The 18,248-nt window shown below is 59.0% G+C and carries 19 protein-coding genes; 1 reads left to right on the top strand and 18 read right to left on the bottom strand.

The features are described 5' to 3' along the window. Window positions 1–83: 83 nt before the first annotated feature. The 18 genes from CAY82_RS09540 to rpmH all read right to left on the bottom strand — a co-directional run bounded on the left by CAY82_RS09540 (window position 84) and on the right by rpmH (window position 16,090). The gene (locus CAY82_RS09540) at window positions 84–509 is read right to left on the bottom strand and encodes a F0F1 ATP synthase subunit epsilon (RefSeq protein ID WP_023383131.1); all 426 of its coding nucleotides are present in this window, start codon (window positions 507–509) and stop codon (window positions 84–86) included. A gap of 44 nt (window positions 510–553) precedes the next feature. Beyond that, a complete protein-coding gene (gene atpD / locus CAY82_RS09545; protein ID WP_087500985.1) occupies window positions 554–1,930 on the bottom strand; it encodes a F0F1 ATP synthase subunit beta in 1,377 nt (458 codons plus the stop codon). A gap of 27 nt (window positions 1,931–1,957) precedes the next feature. Next, the gene (gene atpG, locus CAY82_RS09550) at window positions 1,958–2,818 is read right to left on the bottom strand and encodes a F0F1 ATP synthase subunit gamma (protein ID WP_087500986.1); all 861 of its coding nucleotides are present in this window, start codon (window positions 2,816–2,818) and stop codon (window positions 1,958–1,960) included. A 48-nt stretch (window positions 2,819–2,866) separates the two neighbouring features. Then, window positions 2,867–4,411 (bottom strand): F0F1 ATP synthase subunit alpha, encoded by a 1,545-nt coding sequence (gene atpA, locus CAY82_RS09555; RefSeq protein WP_087500987.1) that lies wholly within the window; start codon window positions 4,409–4,411, stop codon window positions 2,867–2,869. A 21-nt stretch (window positions 4,412–4,432) separates the two neighbouring features. After that, window positions 4,433–4,969 (bottom strand): F0F1 ATP synthase subunit delta, encoded by a 537-nt coding sequence (locus CAY82_RS09560; protein ID WP_043214190.1) that lies wholly within the window; start codon window positions 4,967–4,969, stop codon window positions 4,433–4,435. A gap of 12 nt (window positions 4,970–4,981) precedes the next feature. Then, window positions 4,982–5,452 (bottom strand): F0F1 ATP synthase subunit B, encoded by a 471-nt coding sequence (locus tag CAY82_RS09565; protein WP_023383136.1) that lies wholly within the window; start codon window positions 5,450–5,452, stop codon window positions 4,982–4,984. Between the two features lie 57 nt (window positions 5,453–5,509). Next, window positions 5,510–5,767 (bottom strand): F0F1 ATP synthase subunit C, encoded by a 258-nt coding sequence (gene atpE / locus CAY82_RS09570; RefSeq protein ID WP_003097235.1) that lies wholly within the window; start codon window positions 5,765–5,767, stop codon window positions 5,510–5,512. A gap of 145 nt (window positions 5,768–5,912) precedes the next feature. Further along, a complete protein-coding gene (gene atpB, locus CAY82_RS09575) occupies window positions 5,913–6,782 on the bottom strand; it encodes a F0F1 ATP synthase subunit A (protein ID WP_087500988.1) in 870 nt (289 codons plus the stop codon). 16 nt (window positions 6,783–6,798) lie between these two features. Beyond that, window positions 6,799–7,206: a F0F1 ATP synthase subunit I gene (locus tag CAY82_RS09580; protein ID WP_008092225.1), complete on the bottom strand. Its 408-nt coding sequence runs from the start codon at window positions 7,204–7,206 to the stop codon at window positions 6,799–6,801. A gap of 148 nt (window positions 7,207–7,354) precedes the next feature. Beyond that, window positions 7,355–8,227 carry a ParB/RepB/Spo0J family partition protein gene (locus CAY82_RS09585; RefSeq protein WP_087500989.1) on the bottom strand — a complete coding sequence of 291 codons (873 nt, stop codon included), beginning with the start codon at window positions 8,225–8,227 and terminating at the stop codon, window positions 7,355–7,357. Between the two features lie 9 nt (window positions 8,228–8,236). After that, window positions 8,237–9,028 carry a ParA family protein gene (locus CAY82_RS09590; protein WP_060499722.1) on the bottom strand — a complete coding sequence of 264 codons (792 nt, stop codon included), beginning with the start codon at window positions 9,026–9,028 and terminating at the stop codon, window positions 8,237–8,239. A gap of 18 nt (window positions 9,029–9,046) precedes the next feature. Then, window positions 9,047–9,697 (bottom strand): 16S rRNA (guanine(527)-N(7))-methyltransferase RsmG, encoded by a 651-nt coding sequence (rsmG, locus tag CAY82_RS09595; protein WP_046615330.1) that lies wholly within the window; start codon window positions 9,695–9,697, stop codon window positions 9,047–9,049. After that, window positions 9,694–11,586 (bottom strand): tRNA uridine-5-carboxymethylaminomethyl(34) synthesis enzyme MnmG, encoded by a 1,893-nt coding sequence (mnmG, locus tag CAY82_RS09600; RefSeq protein ID WP_087501088.1) that lies wholly within the window; start codon window positions 11,584–11,586, stop codon window positions 9,694–9,696. Before mnmG ends, rsmG begins: the two co-directional genes overlap by 4 nt. Window positions 11,587–12,155: 569 nt before the next feature. Next, window positions 12,156–13,526, bottom strand: coding sequence for a tRNA uridine-5-carboxymethylaminomethyl(34) synthesis GTPase MnmE (gene mnmE / locus CAY82_RS09605; RefSeq protein ID WP_087500990.1), 1,371 nt, complete (start codon window positions 13,524–13,526; stop codon window positions 12,156–12,158). A gap of 88 nt (window positions 13,527–13,614) precedes the next feature. Continuing rightward, window positions 13,615–15,297, bottom strand: a complete 1,683-nt coding sequence (yidC, locus tag CAY82_RS09610; RefSeq protein ID WP_087500991.1) for a membrane protein insertase YidC — start codon at window positions 15,295–15,297, stop codon at window positions 13,615–13,617. Window positions 15,298–15,299: 2 nt separating this feature from the next. Continuing rightward, a complete protein-coding gene (gene yidD, locus CAY82_RS09615; RefSeq protein ID WP_015268406.1) occupies window positions 15,300–15,545 on the bottom strand; it encodes a membrane protein insertion efficiency factor YidD in 246 nt (81 codons plus the stop codon). Further along, window positions 15,538–15,942 (bottom strand): ribonuclease P protein component, encoded by a 405-nt coding sequence (gene rnpA / locus CAY82_RS09620; protein WP_003253166.1) that lies wholly within the window; start codon window positions 15,940–15,942, stop codon window positions 15,538–15,540. Before rnpA ends, yidD begins: the two co-directional genes overlap by 8 nt. Before the next feature lie 13 nt (window positions 15,943–15,955). Continuing rightward, the gene (rpmH, locus tag CAY82_RS09625; RefSeq protein WP_003253163.1) at window positions 15,956–16,090 is read right to left on the bottom strand and encodes a 50S ribosomal protein L34; all 135 of its coding nucleotides are present in this window, start codon (window positions 16,088–16,090) and stop codon (window positions 15,956–15,958) included. 595 nt (window positions 16,091–16,685) lie between these two features. Here rpmH and dnaA point away from each other — a divergent pair. After that, a complete protein-coding gene (gene dnaA, locus CAY82_RS09630) occupies window positions 16,686–18,224 on the top strand; it encodes a chromosomal replication initiator protein DnaA (RefSeq protein WP_087500992.1) in 1,539 nt (512 codons plus the stop codon). The last annotated feature ends 24 nt before the right edge of the window (window positions 18,225–18,248 follow it).

The following is an 18,248-nucleotide window of genomic DNA, read 5'->3' on the forward strand; positions in this document are numbered from 1 at the left end:
ATGACCGGTTTCATAGGTTACAAAAAAAGAAAAAGGGTAGCCGATGGCTACCCTTGTTCTCAATCTACATGAAGCCTGCGGAATTAACCGCCGAACTTCTTGCGGATCTGCTGGACGGTACGCAGCTGGGCTGCGGCCTCGGCCAGACGTGCGGATGCGGCACTGTAGTCGAAATCCGCGCCTTTCTCATGCAGGGCCTTCTCAGCTGCCTTGACGGCATCCTGAGCGGAGGCTTCGTCCAGGTCGGCTGCACGCTGCACGGTGTCGGCGAGAACCTTGACCATGTTCGGCTGCACTTCCAGGAAGCCACCGGAGATGTAGAACACCTCGCGCTCGCCGCCCTGCTTGGTCAGCGTGATCGGACCTGGCTTCAGATTGGTGATCAGCGGCGCGTGGCCTGGAGCGATACCCAGATCGCCCAGGTTGCCGTGCGCAACCACCATCTCGACCAGACCGGAGAAGATTTCTCCTTCCGCGCTGACGATATCGCAATGGACTGTCATAGCCATCTGCTTGCCTCAACCTGATTAGCGCCCCTTTCGGGGCGCCGGGATTACAGTTTCTTGGCTTTCTCGATCGCTTCGTCGATGCTGCCGACCATGTAGAACGCTTGTTCTGGCAGGTGGTCGTAGTCACCTTTGAGGATGCCGCTGAAGCCAGCGATGGTGTCTTTCAGGGAAACGTACTTGCCTGGCGAACCGGTGAAGACTTCGGCCACGAAGAACGGCTGCGACAGGAAGCGCTGGATCTTACGAGCGCGGGCTACCAGTTGCTTGTCGGCTTCGGACAGTTCGTCCATACCCAGGATCGCGATGATGTCTTTCAGCTCTTTGTAGCGCTGCAGAACATACTGAACCTGGCGGGCAGTTTCGTAGTGCTCGTTGCCGATCACGTTCGGGTCCAGCTGGCGCGAAGTCGAGTCCAGTGGATCGACCGCTGGGTAGATACCCAGGGAGGCGATGTCACGGGACAGAACGACGGTGGCGTCCAGGTGGGCGAAGGTGGTGGCTGGCGACGGGTCGGTCAGGTCGTCCGCAGGTACGTATACGGCCTGGATCGAGGTGATCGAACCTTCTTTGGTCGAAGTAATACGCTCTTGCAGAACGCCCATCTCTTCGGCCAGGGTCGGCTGGTAACCTACTGCGGAAGGCATACGGCCCAGCAGTGCGGATACTTCGGTACCGGCCAGGGTGTAACGATAGATGTTGTCGACGAACAGCAGAACGTCGTTACCTTCGTCACGGAACTTCTCAGCCATGGTCAGGCCGGTCAGCGCTACGCGCAGACGGTTTCCTGGTGGCTCGTTCATCTGACCGTAGACCAGGGCTACTTTGTCGAGAACGTTGGAGTCCTTCATCTCGTGGTAGAAGTCGTTACCCTCACGAGTACGCTCACCCACACCGGCGAACACGGAATAACCGCTGTGCTCGATGGCGATGTTACGGATCAGTTCCATCATGTTAACGGTCTTGCCGACGCCGGCACCACCGAACAGACCAACCTTACCACCCTTGGCGAACGGGCAAACCAGGTCGATAACCTTGATGCCAGTTTCCAGCAGGTCGTTGCCGCCTGCCTGGTCAGCGAAGGAAGGAGCCTTCTGGTGGATACCACGACGCTCTTCTTCGCCGATCGGGCCGGCTTCGTCGATCGGGTTGCCCAGAACGTCCATAATACGGCCCAGAGTGGCCTTACCAACAGGAACGGAAATGGCAGCGCCGGTGTCGACGACACCCAGACCGCGCTTCAGGCCTTCGGTCGAGCCCATCGCAATGGTACGAACCACGCCGTCGCCCAGCTGCTGCTGAACTTCGAGGGTGGTTTCCGCGCCTTCCACTTTCAGCGCGTTGTAAACACTCGGCACGACGTCACGTGGGAATTCCACGTCGATGACGGCGCCGATGATTTGAACGATACGTCCGCTACTCATAGCTGGATCCTCTGAATATTTGAACCGTTAAACCGCGGCAGCGCCGCCGACGATTTCCGAGATCTCCTGGGTGATCGCAGCCTGACGCGCCTTGTTGTAGACCAGCTGAAGTTCGCTGATCAAATCACCGGCGTTGTCTGTGGCGTTCTTCATGGCGATCATCCGGGCCGCTTGTTCAGCAGCGTTGTTCTCGACCACCGCCTGGTACACCTGCGACTCCACGTAACGCACCATCAAGCCGTCCAGCAGCTCTTTTGCGTCGGGTTCGTACAGGTAATCCCAGTGATGCTTGAGATCTTGATCCGGGGTTGCCACCAACGGTACCAATTGCTCGACCGTCGGTTTTTGGGTCATGGTGTTGATGAACTTGTTCGATACCACCGAGAGGCGATCGATGCGGCCGTCCAGGTAGGCGTCCAGCATCACTTTGACGGAGCCGATCAGATCGTTGATCGATGGCTCTTCGCCCAGGTGGCTGATCGCGGCTACGACGTTGCCGCCAAAGATGCGGAAGAAAGTCGCACCCTTGCTGCCGATCACGCACAGGTCGATTTCCACGCCCTGTTCGCGGTTTTCGTTCATGTCCTTGACCAGGGCCTTGAACAGGTTGGTGTTCAAGCCACCGCACAGACCACGGTCACTGCTCACCACGATATAACCGGCGCGCTTTACAGGGCGCTCGATCATGAACGGGTGGCGGTACTCCGGGTTGGCGTTGGCCAGATGACCGATCACCTGGCGGATACGCTCCGCGTAAGGACGGCTAGCAGCCATGCGCAGTTGTGCCTTGCGCATCTTGCTGACCGCCACTTTTTCCATGGCGCTGGTAATTTTTTGCGTGCTTTTGATGCTCGCAATCTTACTGCGAATCTCTTTTGCGCCTGCCATGTATCACCTATCAGGTTAGCAAGCGGGGGCCGCAGCCCCCGCTGCGGCTTACCAGGTCTGGGTGGCCTTGAACTTCTCGATACCGGCTTTCATGCCAGCGTCGATTTCGTCGTTGAAGTCACCCTTCACGTTGATCTTCGCCATCAGTTCGGCGTGATCACGGTTGAAGTAGGCGATCAGTGCTTGCTCGAAGCTACCGACCTTGGAGACTTCCACGTCAGTCAGGAAACCACGCTCAGCGGCGTACAGCGACAGAGCCATGTCCGCAATGGACATCGGCGCGTACTGCTTCTGCTTCATCAGCTCGGTAACGCGCTGACCATGCTCCAGCTGCTTGCGGGTCGCTTCGTCCAGATCGGAAGCGAACTGGGCGAATGCAGCCAGTTCACGGTACTGAGCCAGAGCGGTACGGATACCACCGGACAGCTTCTTGATGATCTTGGTCTGAGCGGCACCACCTACGCGGGATACCGAAACACCGGCGTTCACTGCAGGGCGGATGCCCGAGTTGAACATGGCCGATTCCAGGAAGATCTGACCGTCGGTGATGGAAATCACGTTGGTCGGAACGAACGCGGAAACGTCGCCAGCCTGGGTTTCGATGATCGGCAGGGCGGTCAGGGAACCGGTCTTGCCAGTGACTGCGCCGTTGGTGAACTTCTCGACGTACTCTTCCGAAACGCGCGATGCACGCTCCAGCAGACGGGAGTGGAGATAGAACACGTCACCTGGGTACGCTTCACGTCCTGGTGGACGGCGCAGCAGAAGGGAGATCTGACGGTAGGCAACGGCCTGCTTGGACAGGTCATCGTAAACGATCAGGGCATCTTCACCGCGGTCACGGAAGTATTCGCCCATGGTGCAGCCGGCGTAAGGAGCCAGGAACTGCAGCGCGGCCGATTCCGAGGCGCTGGCGGCAACAACGATGGTGTTGGCCAGGGCGCCGGCTTCTTCCAGCTTGCGCACAACGTTGGCGATGGTCGACTGCTTCTGGCCTACGGCCACGTATACGCAGAAGATACCGCTGTTTTTCTGGTTGATGATCGCGTCGACCGCCATGGCGGTCTTACCGATCTGACGGTCACCGATGATCAGCTCGCGCTGGCCACGACCAACCGGGATCATGGCGTCAACCGACTTGTAGCCAGTCTGTACAGGCTGGTCTACCGACTTACGCCAGATAACACCCGGAGCGACCTTTTCGACCGCGTCGGTTTCGGTGGTGGTCAGAGGACCTTTGCCATCGATCGGGTTACCCAGAGCGTCGACGACGCGGCCCAGCAGGCCTTTGCCGACCGGAACTTCCAGGATGCGACCGGTGCACTTGGCGCTCATGCCCTCGGCGAGGGAGGTGTACGCACCCAGTACCACCGCACCTACGGAGTCTTGCTCCAGGTTCAGTGCCATACCGTATACGCCGCCCGGGAACTCGATCATTTCGCCGTACATAGCGTCGGCCAGACCGTGGATCCGTACGATACCGTCGGAAACGCTTACGACGGTACCTTCGTTACGGGCTTGGGAGCCGACATCGAGCTTCTCGATGCGACCCTTGATGATTTCACTAATTTCGGAAGGATTGAGTTGCTGCATTGCTCTGCTGCCCCTTCAAACTCAAGATTTCAATGCTTCGGCCAGTTTCGCGATCTTGCCGCGAACCGAGCCATCGATTACCAGGTCGCCGGCGCGGATGACGACGCCGCCGATCAGGCTGGCATCCTCCGACGCGTGCAGGCGCACTTCCCGGCTGAGCCGTGCACTGAGAACCTTGGCGAGTTTGTCTTGCTGTTCTTGGTTCAACGCAAAAGCACTGGTGACTTCCACGTCCACGGATTTCTCTTGCTCGGCCTTGTACAGGTCGAACAGGGCGGCAATCTCCGGCAGGAGCAGGAGACGGTCGTTTTCCGCGGCAACATGAATGAAATTCTGTGCCTGTGCATCGAACTTGTCACCGCAGACTTCAATGAATGCGGCGGCCTTTTCTGCGCTTGTCAGTCGCGGGGCCTTGAGCAGGCGCTGCATGGTGTCGTCTTCCGACACCGCAGCAGCCAGGCCGAGCATGGCTGACCAATTGGCCAGTTGCTGATGGGCCTGGGCATGCTCAAAGGCAGCCTTAGCGTAAGGTCGGGCCAACGTGGTCAGTTCTGCCATGATCGCCCTCGCTTAAATTTCAGCGGCCAGTTTGTTAACCAGCTCCGCATGCGCGTTTTGATCGATTGTGGCGCCAAGGATCTTTTCAGCACCGCCAACAGCCAGGGCACCCACTTGGGCACGCAGGGCGTCTTTGACGCTGTTCAGTTCCTGTTCGATCTCGGCTTGAGCCTGAGCCTTCACACGGTCAGCTTCGACGCGAGCCTGTTCACGGGCTTCCTCGACAAGCTGAGCAGCGCGTTTCTTGCTTTGCTCAATGATTTCGGCTGCCTGTGCCTTCGCTTCACGCAGTTGCTGACCCGCTTTCTCTTGGGCCAGCTCCAGGTCGCGAGCTGCGCGGTTGGCAGCGTCCAAGCCGTCGGCAATCTTCTTTTGGCGCTCTTGCAGGGCAGTGATGACCGGAGGCCATACATACTTCATGCAGAAGAGTACAAAAATCAGAAAAGCAACGGATTGGCCAATCAGGGTTGCATTAATGTTCACGCCAACACCTCGCTCGGTCTTTGTCCATCACACCAATCAACTCGTGGAAACGAGTGATTAGCCGGCGATCTGACCAACGAAGGGGTTCGCGAAGGTGAAGAACAGAGCGATACCAACACCGATCATGGTTACGGCGTCGAGCAGACCGGCAACGATGAACATTTTGACCTGCAGCATCGGAACCATTTCAGGCTGACGAGCAGCGCCTTCCAGGAACTTGCCGCCCAGCAGGCCGAAACCAATGGCGGTACCCAGAGCACCCAGGCCGATCAGCAGAGCAACAGCGATAGCGGTCAGACCAACTACAGTTTCCATCTTTCCTCCCGACTTTTACGTCGTATTGGTTAGGTTTTTTAGTTTGAAGCGGTAAAACAAATCGTTTGGTACAGCATGCCCTTGCGGACTTTTTAAGCCCTCCCCCCAAACGAGCGGGGAAGGCTATCAGACACGCCAGGCGGTCTTAATGGTTATCTTCGTGAGCCATCGACAGGTAGACGATGGTAAGCATCATGAAGATGAAGGCTTGCAGGGTGATGATCAGGATGTGGAACACAGCCCACGCCCACTGCAGCACCACACCCAGGCCGCTGAGCCAGAGAATGCCGGCGCCGAACATCACGGCGATCAGGATGAACACCAGCTCGCCGGCGTACATGTTGCCGAACAGACGCAGTGCCAGCGAGATCGGCTTGGCGATCAGGGTGACGAATTCCAGCAGGAAGTTGACCGGAATCAGCAGGATCTGCACGAAGATGTTCTTGCTGCCGAACGGGTGCAGGGTCAGCTCACCGATGAAGCCGCCCAGGCCCTTGACCTTGATGCTGTAGAAGATGATCAGGGCGAACACGCAGAAGGCCATGGCCAGGGTCGCGTTCGGGTCGGTGGTCGACACGGCGCGGAACGGAATGTGCGAGTCACCGGAGATCAGGATGGCCAGCTGAGGAATCCAGTCGACCGGTACCAGGTCGATGGCGTTCATCAGGAACACCCAGACGAAAATGGTCAGCGCCAGCGGAGCGATTACCGGGCTACGGCCGTGGAAGGAATCCTTCACGCTGCCGTTGACGAAGTCCACCAGCACTTCAACGAAGTTCTGCAGGCCGCCTGGTTGGCCGGAAGTCGCCTTCTTGGCCGCCATGCGGAAGATGAACAGGAAGATCAGACCCAGCGCGACGGACCAACCCAGGGTGTCCAGGTGGAACGCCCAGAAGCCCATTGCCTTGGCTTCTGCAGCCGAATGGGCGAAGCCCCAGCTGCCGTCTGGTAGTTGACCGTAGGTCAGGTTCTGCAAGTGGTGCTGGATATAGCCCGAAGCGGTTTCTGCTGCCATGGTTGCCTCAAACGCCCTAAGGTCTCGAAAGTCTTTTATTCATCAGCAGGGGCGCGAACCAGCTGACCAAAAGGGTCAACACGAAGACGCCGAATACTGCTAACGGCGCCAGTGGCTTCACTCCTGCGAAGGTCAGTGCAAAAAGCACTGCCGTCAAAATCATCTTGCCTGCCTCGCCAGCGTAGAACGACTTGACGATGGCTTGTGCCGCCCGGGCCCCGCTGAAGCGAAAAGCCTTCCAGGCGAAATACACATTGGGTAGCCAGGCAATCAAACCTCCGCAAAGGCCTGAATATCCACTGACCGCCCCTTTCCACTGCCACAACACCAAGGTTGCCAGCAGCAGTACGACGAATTGAGCCAGCAGTACCGGGAAAACCGCCCAGCGATGGAAAGGCAGGCGGTTTGGCGTGCGGATTTCCATCACAACTGCTCCTCGGAAGTCGACCAACAAGTCAGTTATGACTTGGCATAATTTGTGCCGACAAAATGCGCGCAGAGTATAGGGGTGGATTAACCCCTATTCAACTCTTCGTAGTGATTTCCGACTGCACGCTACAACGGGAATTGTTTCAACGGATGTGAGCCAGCACGCCTTGCAACTCGTCAAGCGAGTTGTAGCGAATAACCAACTGACCTTTGCCCTTGTTGCCATGACGGATCTGCACGGCCGAGCCCAGGCGCTCTGCGAGCCGCTGTTCAAGGCGTGCGATATCCGGATCAGGTTTGCTCGGTTCGACCGGATCAGGTTTGTCGCTGAGCCACTGACGGACCAGTGCCTCGGTTTGGCGCACGGTGAGGCCACGTGCGACAACATGACGCGCCCCCTCCTCCTGACGGTGTTCTTCCAGGCCGAGCAATGCGCGGGCATGGCCCATCTCCAGGTCGCCATGGGCGAGCATCGTCTTGATCGCCTCGGGCAGGGTGATCAGACGCAGCAGGTTGGCCACGGTTACCCGCGACTTGCCCACGGCATCGGCCACCTGTTGCTGGGTCAGCTCGAACTCCTGCTGCAGGCGCTGCAAGGCCAGGGCCTCTTCCAGCGGGTTGAGGTCTTCGCGCTGGATGTTCTCGATCAGCGCCATGGCGATGGCGGCTTCATCGGGCACTTCGCGGACCATGGCCGGGATCTTGTCCAGGCCAGCCTGCTGGGTGGCGCGCCAGCGGCGTTCACCGGCAATGATCTCGTAGCGGTTGCCATCGATCGGGCGCACCACGATCGGCTGCATCACGCCATGATTGCGAATCGAGTGCGCGAGCTCTTCCAGCGCCTCCGGGTCCATGTCCCGCCGCGGCTGGTACTTGCCACGCTGGATCAGCTCGACCGGCAGGTGTTGCAGTTCTTTCTGGTCGATCTTCACAGCCTGCTCTTCGAGCGCGCTGACGGAAGGACCACTGAGCAGTGCATCCAACCCACGTCCGAGACCCCGTTTCTTGACGGCCATACGGATTCCTTAAGTTGTTTGTGCAGTGCGGGATTGACGGCGTTGACGGCGTACCAGTTCCCCAGCCAGGGCCAGATATGCCAGCGCGCCGCGCGATTGCTTGTCGTAGGCCAGTGCCGGCATGCCGAAGCTCGGGGCCTCGGCCAGACGAATATTGCGCGGAATGACCGTGTCGTACAGCTGCGGGCCAAAGTGCTCCTTCAGCTGCGCCGAGACATCGTTGTTCAGGCTCAGGCGCGGATCGTACATGGTCCGCAGCAGGCCCTCGATCTTCAGCTCCGGGTTCAACCGGGCGGCGATGCGCTTGATGTTATCCACAAGATCGCTGAGACCTTCCAGTGCGTAATACTCGCACTGCATCGGGATGATCACGCCATCGGAGGCGACCAGGGCGTTGAGCGTAAGCATCGACAGCGATGGAGGGCAGTCGATGAGGATGTAGTCGTAGTTATCGCGGATCGGCGCCAGGGCATTGCGCAGGCGGCTCTCCTTGACCTGCATTTCCAGCAGTACCACTTCGGCGGCGGTCAGGTCACGGTTGGCCGGCAGCAACTGGAAACCACCGTGCTCGGAGTAATGCATGGCCTGGGCCAGGTCGCATTCCCCGATCAACAGGTCGTAGACCGAGTGCTCGAGCTCGTGCTTGTCCACACCGCTGCCCATGGTGGCGTTGCCCTGCGGATCGAGGTCGATCAGCAGCACACGACGCTTGGTCGCGGCCAACGAGGCGGCGAGATTGATACAGGTGGTTGTCTTGCCCACACCACCTTTCTGGTTCGCGATTGCGAATACCTTAGCCATTGTTGCGTGTGTTCCCAGTCATGCCTTGCGGCGCAGTATCAGCAGATGGCGCTGGCCCTGGCAACCTGGAACGGTCAGGGCCTGCTCGCTTTCCACTGTGAAGTCTGCGGGCAATGCTACCAGTTCATCGGCAGGATGCAGCCCCTTCATTGCAAGCCATTGCGTCCCGGTGTCGCCCAGGTGGCGGGTCCAGTTGGTAAAGTTCTCCATGCTGCTGAAGGCGCGGGAGATGATTCCGCTGAATGGTTGTGTCGGCTGGAAGGCTTCGACCCGGCTGTGGATAACCGTGAGGTTGTCCAGCTTGAGTTCCATTTTCACCTGGGTCAGGAAACGGGTCTTCTTGCCATTGGCGTCCAGCACCGTCACGCGCTTGTGAGGATGCAGGATAGCCAACGGGATACCGGGCATGCCACCGCCACTTCCGACATCCAGCCAGTTGTCACGCTCGCTGTGGATAAACGGCATGACACTCAGGCTGTCGAGCAGGTGACGCGACACCATCTCGTCGGGGTCGCGCACGGCGGTGAGGTTGTAGGCTTTGTTCCATTTGATCAACAGGGCCAGGTAGCCGAGCAGCTTTTCATGATGCTCGGCGTTCAGCTCGACACCGAGCTGGCGCGCACCTGTGGACAACTCTTCAGCGTGTTGCGGGGTGACCAGGGAACTCAAGCGCTTTGCTCCAATTCGCGGCCAGCGCCGCGTTTTTTCAAGTGAATCAGCAACAGGGAAATCGCCGCCGGGGTCACGCCCGGAATGCGCGAAGCCTGGCCCAGGGTTTCCGGACGGGTCTGGCCCAGCTTGCCCTGGATTTCCTTGGACAGGCCGGAAATCGTCGAGTAATCGATATCCACAGGCAGGCGGGTGTCTTCGCTTGCGCGCAGGCGAGCGATTTCATCCTGCTGGCGGTCGATGTAACCGGCGTACTTGGTGCGGATCTCGACCTGCTCGGCGACCTGTGGATCGATCGCTTCGCCACCGGTTGCCTCGATCAGCCCGGCGTAGTCGATTTCCGGGCGGGCCAGCAGGTTCAGCAGGCTGTACTCGTGGCTGAGCGGGGTGCCGAACTTATCCACAATGGCCTGGCCTTGCTCGGTGTTCGGGCGTACCCAGGTCGACTTCAGGCGCTGCTCCTCGCGCTCGATGCCCTCGCGCTTGGCGCAGAAGGCGGCCCAGCGCTGGTCGTCGATCAGGCCAAGCTCGCGGCCCTTTTCGGTCAGGCGCAGGTCGGCGTTGTCTTCGCGCAGGATCAGGCGGTACTCGGCACGCGAAGTGAACATGCGGTACGGCTCCTGGGTACCCAGGGTAATCAGGTCGTCGACCAATACGCCGATGTACGCTTCATCGCGGCGTGGGCACCAGCTGTCACGGCCCCGCGCCCGCAGCGCGGCGTTGGTCCCGGCCAGCAAGCCCTGGGCGCCGGCTTCTTCGTAACCGGTGGTGCCGTTGATCTGGCCGGCGAAGAACAGGCCGCCGATGACTTTGGTCTCGAGGCTGTACTTGAGGTCGCGCGGGTCAAAGTAGTCGTACTCGATGGCGTAACCCGGGCGCACGATATGGGCGTTTTCCATGCCTCGGATCGAACGCACCAGCTCCAGCTGCACGTCGAACGGCAGCGAAGTGGAAATACCATTGGGGTACAGCTCATGGGTGGTCAGGCCTTCCGGCTCGATGAACACCTGGTGGCTTTCCTTGTCGGCGAAGCGGTGAATCTTGTCTTCGATCGACGGGCAGTAGCGCGGGCCGACACCTTCGATCACACCCGAGTACATCGGCGAACGGTCGAGGTTCGAGGCGATGATTTCATGGGTGCGCGCATTGGTATGGGTAATCCAGCAGCTCACCTGGCGTGGGTGCATCTGGGCATTGCCCATGAACGACATCACCGGGATCGGCGTATCGCCTGGTTGCTCGGTCATTACCGAGAAGTCCACCGAACGGCCATCGATGCGTGGCGGGGTACCGGTTTTCAGACGGCCGACGCGCAGGGGCAGTTCACGCATGCGGTGGGCCAGGGCGATCGAAGGCGGATCACCGGCGCGGCCACCGGAATGGTTTTGCAGGCCTATGTGGATAAGCCCGCCGAGGAAAGTACCGGTGGTCAGTACCACCGATTCGGCGAAGAAACGCAGGCCCATCTGGGTCACCACGCCTTTGACCTGGTCCTGCTCGACGATCAGGTCGTCGCAGGACTGCTGGAATATCCACAGGTTCGGCTGGTTTTCCAGGATTTCACGCACCACTGCCTTGTAGATGGCGCGGTCAGCCTGTGCACGGGTGGCGCGTACAGCCGGGCCCTTGCGGTTGTTCAGAACGCGGAACTGGATGCCGCTCTTGTCGGTGGCTAGCGCCATGGCGCCGCCGAGGGCATCGATCTCTTTGACCAGATGGCTTTTGCCAATACCGCCGATGGCGGGGTTGCAGCTCATGTGACCGAGGGTTTCCACGTTATGGGTCAGCAGCAGGGTTTTCACCCCCATGCGTGCGGACGCAAGCGCAGCCTCGGTACCGGCATGGCCGCCGCCGATGACGATCACTTCAAAACGGGAAGGGAAATCCACCACGCACCTCGTGCCTGTTTTTGCGAATAGAGAAGGTAAGCGGACAAGTATAGGGACTTCACACCCTTTAAAGAAACCGTCTGAGCAAAATTTGACCAGTCTGTGGATGAATGGCAGACAACAGAAATCAAAGAGGAAAAATTTAAAAAAGTTTTGTTTTTATGTTTATTCTTATGCACAGCCCTATCTGTGGATAAAGTCTTGCAGCCCAATATTGCCGCTACTTCCAAAGAATTTAAACCCTGTGGCTGGAGTGCCATGAGGGCTCTGGATAACACGATTTAGCCTGTGGATTAAATGGCTGTTTACCCACAGGCGGGTTTGTCCTCAGAAAAAAAACCCGCTTATCAACGGAGCTGAAGGCGAGTTTTCCACAGGGCTCCTGAGAGCAGATTGGTGTCGGCGAATGAAAAAATGTGAACCTGCACCGGCCTCTTCGCGGGTTCACCCGCTCCCACAGGGTTCTGCACAGCCTTCAGGTGCGGCGCGATTTCCGTAGGAGCTGTGAAATTTGAGGCAAAAAAAAGCCGCTCCCGAAGGAGCGGCGCTTGGCCTTGCCTGGCTGTGGATTACTTGCCGATGCAGAAGCTGGAGAAAATCCGCCCCAGCAGGTCATCCGAGCTGAATGCCCCGGTAATTTCCCCCAGGGCCTGCTGCGCCTGGCGCAGGTCTTCTGCCAACAGCTCACCCGCACCAGCCAGGGTCAGTTGTTCACGACCGTGCTCCAGGTGCTCGCTGGCCTGGCGCAGGGCATCCAGATGGCGCCGGCGGGCGCTGAAACCACTCTCAGCCGTCTGTTCATAACCCATGCAGGCCTTCAAGTGGTCGCGCAGCAGTTGTAGGCCTGCATCATCCCCTTTGGCACTGAGGGTGATCGTTACATGGCCGTCATCGCACTGTTCCAGCGCTACCCGCTCACCACTCAGGTCGGCCTTGTTGCGAATCAGCGTGACCTTGGCCGGGTCTGGCCGCTGGTCGAGAAATTCGGGCCACAGGGCGAACGGGTCGCTAGCCTCGGGCGCGGTGGAGTCCACCACCAACAACACCCGGTCTGCCTCGCCAATGGCCTTCAACGCGCGTTCCACGCCGATCTTTTCCACATGGTCATCGGTGTCGCGCAGACCGGCAGTATCGACCACGTGCAGCGGCATGCCGTCGATGTGGATATGTTCGCGCAGGATGTCCCGCGTGGTACCGGCGATATCGGTGACGATGGCCGCTTCCCGCCCGGCCAGCTGGTTCAGCAGGCTCGACTTGCCGGCATTCGGCCGACCGGCGATGACCACGGTCATGCCGTCACGCAGCAAGGCCCCCTGCCCGGCTTCACGCTGTACTTTGGACAACTCGTCCCGCACCGTATCGAGCATCGCCAGCACGTGGCCGTCGGCGAGAAAGTCGATTTCCTCCTCAGGGAAGTCGATCGCCGCCTCGACGTAGATGCGCAGCGCAATCAACGCCTCGGTCAGGAAATGCACGCGCTTGGAGAACTCCCCCTGTAGCGAACGCAGGGCATTGCGCGCGGCCTGGCTGGAACTGGCCTCGATCAGGTCGGCAATGGCTTCTGCTTGGGCCAGGTCGAGCTTGTCGTTGAGGAACGCGCGCTCGCTGAACTCGCCAGGGCGGGCCAGCCGGCAACCCACTTGTACACAGCGCTGCAGCAGCATATCCAGCACCACCGGGCCACCGTGGCCCTGCAGTTCCAGCACGTCTTCGCCGGTGAACGAATTCGGCCCGGGGAAGAACAGCGCAATCCCTTCGTCCAGCACCAGCCCTTCCTCGTCGCGGAACGGGCCGTAATGGGCATGGCGCGGAGTAAGCGTCCGGCCGGTGATCAACTGGCCTGCCTTGGCAGCCAGAGGGCCGGATAACCTGACAATACCCACACCGCCGCGGCCCTGGGCGGTGGCGATGGCGGCGATGGTTTCACGCACAGTGTTCATGCTGGAAAGCCTCTACGACAAAAACGACAGATAGCAAAAACGCCCCACTAGGGGGCGTTTTTTATTCACAGGCTAGCGCAGTAGCCTGTCAAGCAGCAGCTTTTTTGCTGGCTGCTTCGATGCTGCGGGTGATGTACCACTGCTGTGCGATCGACAGGCAGTTGTTCACAACCCAGTACAGCACCAGACCAGCCGGGAACCACAGGAAGAAGAAGGTGAAGATGATCGGCATCATTTTCATCACCTTGGCCTGCATCGGATCCGGCGGCGTCGGGTTCAGGCGCTGCTGGATGAACATGGTGGCACCCATGATGATCGGCAGGATGAAGAACGGATCCTTGATCGACAGGTCGGTAATCCACAGCATCCATGGGGCCTGGCGCATTTCCACGCTTTCCAGCAGTACCCAGTACAGGGCCAGGAACACGGGCATCTGCACCAGGATCGGCAAGCAGCCGCCCAGCGGGTTGATCTTCTCTTTCTTGTACAGCTCCATCATCGCCTGGGACATCTTCTGGCGATCGTCACCGAAGCGTTCCTTCAGTGCAGCAAGCTTCGGCGCAACGGCACGCATGCGCGCCATCGAACGGTAGCTGGCAGCCGACAGCGGGAAGAACAGGCCTTTGATCAGCATGGTCAGCACGATGATCGACCAGCCCCAGTTACCCAGCAGGCTGTGGATATGTTGCAGCAGCCAGAAGATCGGCTGGGCGATGAACCACAGGAAGCCGTAGTCGACGGTCAGTTCCAGGCCTGGGGACAACTCTTTCAGCTTGGACTGGATTTTCGGGCCGGCGTACAGCATGGCGCTGGTTTCGACCTTGCCGCCAGCAGGAACACTGATAGCCGGGCCGGTGTAGCCGATGATGTAGTTGCCTTGGCTGTCCTTGCGGGTCTGGACAACGTTGTTGTCCGACTTGGCCGGAATCCAGGCGGTAACAAAGTAGTGCTGCAGCCAGGCAACCCAGCCGCCGGACACATTTTCTTTCAAACTACCTTTGTCGATGTCCTTCATCGAGACCTTTTTGTAAGGCTCGGAAGCAGTCCACAGGGCGGCACCCAAATAGGTAGCGGTACCGGTGGCGGTGCTCGATGACGGATCGGAGCTTGCGTCACGTTTGAGCTGGGCAAACATGTTGCCGCTCCAGGCCTGGCCGCTCTGGTTGTCGATCAGGTAGCTGACGTTCAGGTCGTACTCACCACGCTTGAAGCTGAAGCGCTTGATGTAGTTGACGCCGTTGTCGCTGAACTTCAGGTCGACCACCAGTTGCTCCTGGCCATCGGCCAGCTGGTAACTCTTCTTTTCGGCAGCGTACAGCGGGCGACCTGCTGGACGGGCGTCCGGACCGTTGACGCCGGTCAGGCCGCTTTGTGCCAGGTAGACACGCTCGCCACCGTTGTCGAACAGCTGGAACGGAATGTCCGGGTGGTCCTGACGGCGCGGGTACTTCGGCAGGTTCAGCTGGACGATGTCACCACCGACCGGATCGATAGCCAGCTCCAGAACATCGGTCTTGACCCGGATCAGGTCCTTGCTGACCGCGGCCGGTGCCAGTTCGGCTGCGCTGGTTTCAGCGTTGGCACTTGGTACATCGGCGCTGGCGCCGGCATTACCAGCCGGTACGCCATCCGGCAAGCCCGGGGCAACATTGCTGGCAGCAGTATTCTGAGTCGGCAGGGCAGCCTGGCCGTAGTCCTGGTTCCACTTGAGGACCATGACGTAGGACACGATTGCCAGGGCGACGATCAGGATCGTGCGTTTAATATCCATGATTACTCGGCTATCGAAGAAGTTCGGGAGGAAGGAGCGGGAGGAACGGGATCGAAACCGCCGTCGTTCCACGGATGACAACGCCCCAGGCGACGAACGGCTAGCCACCCACCACGCCAGAGGCCGTGGTTTTCAATGGCTTCATAAGCGTAACAGGAGCAACTGGGGAAGAAACGACAGTGATTGGCCATCAGAGGACTAATGGCATAACGGTAAAACTGGATCGGAACGAGTGCCAGTTTACGCATCTTGGCTGTCTACCCCTGCGGAATTGGCGGTAACTGCTGGAGTAGGCCGGCTGCGCGCCAGGCGTTTCCAGAGTTTGCCAAAGTGTTGGTGCAATTCCGGGTTTTCTATCTCACCCAATCCCTTGCGCGCGACGATCACAATGTCCAAGCCGGCAAGCAATTGCTGGTTCAGACGAAAGGAATCGCGCATCAAGCGCTTGAGGCGGTTGCGTTGAACGGCGAGCTTGACGCTCTTCTTGCCGATCACCAGGCCGAGGCGTGGGTGATCGAGGCCGTTCTCGCGAGCAAGGATCAGCAGGTTTTTCCCTGGAACCTTGCCGGTTGGGGAGTCGAAGACCGCTTTGAAATGTCGGGGTGTAAGCAGTCGCTTTTCCCGACTGAAGTCCTGACTCACCACCTGTGCCGAAAAATCAAATGGCCAGACGCTTACGGCCTTTGGCACGACGACGCGACAGAACAGCACGGCCGTTCTTGGTAGCCATACGGGCACGGAAGCCGTGGGTGCGCGCGCGCTTGATGGTGCTTGGTTGGAAAGTACGTTTCATGGCGTGTTACCTGGTTTGTCGACGACGGGCCGGGATGGCCCCCTTTTTAAGAGACCGGCGATTCTAGAGAAAGCAAGCCCGTAGGTCAATTTCCAACCAGTCTTTCCATATAGAGCACGTGATGGACGGTGCCTGCTCGTCCATCGCCAAGGGGTGCTTGATCGGCCACACGAATTGGGGACAACATGAAAAAAAAGAAGAGACATATAAAAAGCTTTTCTGAAGAACTTATAACTCTTAAGTGGATAACCGTCTGTGGATAACCTGCTTTAGGCCTGAAAATACGGGCTATACAGAGGTTTGAAACTATGTTGTGAACCGGTGCTGCGCTTGTTTTTTTCGTGCTCGTAAGCTGTGGATGAAAATGCCGCTTATCCACAGCTGGGTTATCAACAGGGCTGACCCTCGGCTTGTGCATAGCCCTCATGGTCGGTTATCCACAGGGCTTATTCACAGTGTGATGAAGCCGTTTAGGTCGATAAATGGCTGTTTTGTCACGGTTCCTAGCGTGTCCACATGTGGATAACTGAACGCTCGACCGGTACAATGGCGGTTTGTTTTTGCCTCATCCGGCTTTCAAACTCAGGGGATATCCGTGTCAGTGGAACTTTGGCAGCAGTGCGTGGAGCTTCTGCGCGATGAACTGCCTGCCCAGCAATTCAACACCTGGATCCGTCCGCTACAGGTCGAAGCCGAAGGCGACGAGTTGCGCGTCTATGCGCCTAACCGTTTCGTTCTCGATTGGGTCAATGAAAAGTACCTGGGTCGCTTGCTCGAGCTGTTAGGCGAAAACGGCAGCGGCATTGCGCCTGCCCTCTCCTTGTTGATTGGTAGCCGGCGCAGCTCCGCACCACGTGCGGCGCCCAACGCGCCAGTGAGTGCCGCCGTGGCTGCTTCGCTGGCGCACACCCAGACGCAGGGCCAGGCACAGAAGGCAGTACCGGCAGCGGTCGAACCGGTCGCCGTGACGACGGCCGAGCCTGTACTGGTCGATGAACTGGCCGAGCCATCCTCGCGGGACAGTTTCGATGCCATGGCCGAGCCGGCTTCGGCGCCGGCCGGCAGTGCCCGGACCGAACAGCGTACCGTGCAGGTTGAAGGCGCGCTCAAGCACACCAGCTACCTGAACCGCACCTTTACCTTCGACACCTTCGTCGAAGGTAAGTCGAACCAGCTGGCGCGTGCGGCTGCCTGGCAGGTGGCCGACAACCCCAAGCATGGCTACAACCCGCTCTTCCTTTATGGTGGTGTGGGCCTGGGTAAAACCCACCTCATGCATGCTGTGGGTAACCACTTGCTGAAAAAGAACCCGAACGCCAAGGTTGTATACCTGCATTCGGAGCGCTTCGTCGCGGACATGGTCAAGGCGCTGCAGCTCAACGCCATCAACGAATTCAAGCGCTTCTACCGCTCGGTGGATGCGTTGCTGATCGACGATATCCAGTTCTTTGCCCGTAAAGAGCGCTCGCAGGAAGAGTTTTTCCACACCTTCAACGCCTTGCTCGAGGGTGGCCAGCAGGTAATCCTTACCTCTGACCGCTACCCCAAGGAGATCGAAGGCCTGGAAGAGCGCCTGAAGTCGCGCTTTGGTTGGGGCCTGACGGTGGCCGTCGAGCCACCCGAGCTGGAAACCCGTGTGGCGATCCTGATGAAGAAGGCCGACCAGGCCAAGGTCGAACTGCCGCATGACGCGGCCTTCTTCATTGCCCAGCGTATCCGTTCCAACGTCCGCGAACTGGAAGGCGCATTGAAGCGGGTGATTGCTCACTCGCACTTCATGGGCCGCGATATCACCATCGAGCTGATCCGTGAGTCGCTCAAGGACCTGCTGGCGCTGCAAGACAAGCTGGTCAGTGTGGATAACATTCAGCGTACCGTCGCCGAGTACTACAAGATCAAGATCTCCGATCTGTTGTCCAAGCGTCGTTCGCGTTCCGTGGCGCGTCCACGTCAGGTGGCCATGGCCCTGTCCAAGGAGCTGACCAACCACAGTCTGCCGGAAATCGGCGACATGTTCGGTGGTCGCGACCATACGACCGTGCTGCACGCCTGCCGCAAGATCAACGAACTGAAGGAATCCGACGCGGACATCCGCGAGGACTACAAGAACCTGCTGCGGACGCTGACGACCTGATGGCCGTCTGCGCAGCTAATTGAA

Origin of the sequence: Pseudomonas sp. SID14000 (genome assembly GCF_002165135.1) — a bacterium.
Taxonomy (GTDB): Bacteria; Pseudomonadota; Gammaproteobacteria; order Pseudomonadales; family Pseudomonadaceae; genus Aquipseudomonas.

What these genes read in the sequence shown, in the direction of transcription:
- CAY82_RS09540 (WP_023383131.1), bottom strand. Translation starts at nt 509, where the DNA reads ATGGCTATGACAGTCCATTGCGATATCGTCAGCGCGGAAGGAGAAATC.
- atpD (WP_087500985.1), bottom strand. Translation starts at nt 1,930, where the DNA reads ATGAGTAGCGGACGTATCGTTCAAATCATCGGCGCCGTCATCGACGTG.
- atpG (WP_087500986.1), bottom strand. Translation starts at nt 2,818, where the DNA reads ATGGCAGGCGCAAAAGAGATTCGCAGTAAGATTGCGAGCATCAAAAGC.
- atpA (WP_087500987.1), bottom strand. Translation starts at nt 4,411, where the DNA reads ATGCAGCAACTCAATCCTTCCGAAATTAGTGAAATCATCAAGGGTCGC.
- CAY82_RS09560 (WP_043214190.1), bottom strand. Translation starts at nt 4,969, where the DNA reads ATGGCAGAACTGACCACGTTGGCCCGACCTTACGCTAAGGCTGCCTTT.
- atpE (WP_003097235.1), bottom strand. Translation starts at nt 5,767, where the DNA reads ATGGAAACTGTAGTTGGTCTGACCGCTATCGCTGTTGCTCTGCTGATC.
- atpB (WP_087500988.1), bottom strand. Translation starts at nt 6,782, where the DNA reads ATGGCAGCAGAAACCGCTTCGGGCTATATCCAGCACCACTTGCAGAAC.
- CAY82_RS09580 (WP_008092225.1), bottom strand. Translation starts at nt 7,206, where the DNA reads ATGGAAATCCGCACGCCAAACCGCCTGCCTTTCCATCGCTGGGCGGTT.
- CAY82_RS09585 (WP_087500989.1), bottom strand. Translation starts at nt 8,227, where the DNA reads ATGGCCGTCAAGAAACGGGGTCTCGGACGTGGGTTGGATGCACTGCTC.
- CAY82_RS09590 (WP_060499722.1), bottom strand. Translation starts at nt 9,028, where the DNA reads ATGGCTAAGGTATTCGCAATCGCGAACCAGAAAGGTGGTGTGGGCAAG.
- mnmE (WP_087500990.1), bottom strand. Translation starts at nt 13,526, where the DNA reads ATGAACACTGTGCGTGAAACCATCGCCGCCATCGCCACCGCCCAGGGC.
- yidC (WP_087500991.1), bottom strand. Translation starts at nt 15,297, where the DNA reads ATGGATATTAAACGCACGATCCTGATCGTCGCCCTGGCAATCGTGTCC.
- yidD (WP_015268406.1), bottom strand. Translation starts at nt 15,545, where the DNA reads ATGCGTAAACTGGCACTCGTTCCGATCCAGTTTTACCGTTATGCCATT.
- rpmH (WP_003253163.1), bottom strand. Translation starts at nt 16,090, where the DNA reads ATGAAACGTACTTTCCAACCAAGCACCATCAAGCGCGCGCGCACCCAC.